The organism is Dehalobacter sp. (genome assembly GCA_023667845.1).
Classification (GTDB): domain Bacteria; phylum Bacillota; class Desulfitobacteriia; order Desulfitobacteriales; family Syntrophobotulaceae; genus Dehalobacter.
The window spans coordinates 1-1,400 of the sequence record JAMPIU010000047.1 but is presented as its reverse complement, the minus strand read 5'-3'; the positions used below and the strand labels follow the sequence as shown (position 1 = coordinate 1,400).

The 1,400-nt window shown below is 42.2% G+C and carries 1 protein-coding gene; it reads right to left on the bottom strand.

Annotation, left to right across the window (positions count from 1 at the left end):
- Window positions 1-152: 152 nt before the first annotated feature.
- Window positions 153-1,073, bottom strand: coding sequence for a DUF4180 domain-containing protein (locus NC238_02140; protein ID MCM1564758.1), 921 nt, complete (start codon window positions 1,071-1,073; stop codon window positions 153-155).
- Between the last annotated feature and the right edge of the window lie 327 nt (window positions 1,074-1,400).

The window sequence follows — 1,400 nt, the reverse complement described above, 5'->3', positions numbered from 1 at the left end:
AATAATAAATGTCTTTCCATAACGGGTATCAACGTATAATTTTTCATTAGGCACAGGCCACTGTTCAAGCAGGGAATCGTAAAATTTTAAAACAGCAGCCTTCCCTTCCTGTGACTTAAAAGCAGGTTTTGTTTGCATTGCACTTACCCCGCTTAATCATAGTTTATCAGCCAGTTTTCAGCTTCCTCAGTGCTGTTAAATACCCTGAAGTCCTTCCCCTTATTGGATTCGGCGAGAAATTCCTTGAATTTGCCGGCAAACTTCATTTCACCTTGTAAGACGACCGCAGTCCTGACCCGGTAGTTTATGAACTTTTGCAGAATTATACCGGCTAAACCAGTTCTAAGTTTGAAAAAGTCATCCGCCAACGCTTCCGCGTGGATCATCAAGAGGTTAGTGTCACTTTCACCGCAGGCGGCAATAAGGTCCAGGGCGTCTTGTTCGTTATGGACCGGTTTTTCTGCAGCAAGGCATTCTATATATTTCTTTGAGTTTTTTTCGACGACTTTATAATTCATTTTGCTGGTCTCCTCTCCATGATCGTTATTGATCCCCGCACGAAATTTTTTCAGCCAGTCCAGTTCATTTTCGTAGGACGAGATAATGTTTTCGTATATCATATCCCACAAGTATACTTCCCGCGCGCTCCTGGCGGGGGAGAACAAACCCCTGCGCTGTTTTTCTTTTTGCATCAATATTTGTGCTTTGAGTTCGTTTTCATATCCTGCCAGCATGGCGTCCAGTTCGCCCGCATTCAGCTGATCCGCCCAGGCCAGCTGGATCAGGAATGTTTTCTTAAATTCAGGCGGTTCGGGAGAAGAAAGCACCCAGTCTCTCAGCTCTGCCAGCCCCTCTTCAGTGATAGTATAGATCTTTTTCGAGGGAGAGCTTTCCTGGTGCCGGACCTCATGGGTAACAAAACCTTCCTCAAGGATTTCCACCAGCGCTTTATAGATTTGGTTGTTGTTGCCGGACCAGGGCATGAACGGCGACTCCTGGATTATTTTCTTCAGATCATATCCGGTTACCGACCTGCAGCTCAGGATCCCTAAAATGGCATGGTTAATTGACATGGCCGCCTCCTATAGTTTTAACATATGTTAATAGTAACATATGTTAAAACTCTCTGCAATAGCAAAATTAATAAAAGTATAAATATCAATCCTTACTTTTGTGATTTTTTATGCCGGGTGTATTGACGTAGGTTCATATTTTTATATACTTAGAGATAAGTATATATTTGGAGGCAAAAATACACCTATGTGTGCTTCGATGCGGATTCGTAAATAAGGTGCACTAATCAAAGGAAGCTGATTTGCTACCGTTGTTTAGTGCGCCTTTTTTGATCTGAATCGAAATAAAAGAGGTGTATTTTTTATGTCCAAAAATAAAAATGAAGC

What these genes read in the sequence shown, in the direction of transcription:
- NC238_02140 (MCM1564758.1), bottom strand. Translation starts at nt 1,073, where the DNA reads ATGTCAATTAACCATGCCATTTTAGGGATCCTGAGCTGCAGGTCGGTA.